The sequence below is a fragment of the Paenibacillus glycanilyticus genome (genome assembly GCF_023715145.1).
GTDB lineage: Bacteria > Bacillota > Bacilli > Paenibacillales > Paenibacillaceae > Pristimantibacillus > Pristimantibacillus glycanilyticus_A.
The window spans coordinates 1-223 of the sequence record NZ_JAMBNP010000094.1 but is presented as its reverse complement, the minus strand read 5'-3'; the positions used below and the strand labels follow the sequence as shown (position 1 = coordinate 223).

Here is a 223-nt window from a genome sequence, read left to right as displayed (position 1 = left end):
GGTTTTCGTCGATCGGTTTCGGTCGAACGATGAAAACACCATTTCATGGAGAGTTTGATCCTGGCTCAGGACGAACGCTGGCGGCGTGCCTAATACATGCAAGTCGAGCGGATCTTGTCCTTCGGGACAAGATTAGCGGCGGACGGGTGAGTAACACGTGGGTAACCTGCCCATAAGACTGGGATAACATTCGGAAACGAATGCTAATACCGGATACGCGAAT

At 51.6% G+C, this 223-nt stretch carries 1 rRNA gene; it reads left to right on the top strand.

The annotated features are described in order from the left end of the window. Positions 1-42: 42 nt before the first annotated feature. Positions 43-223: ribosomal RNA gene (locus M3194_RS31120) — 16S ribosomal RNA — on the top strand; the annotation flags it as partial.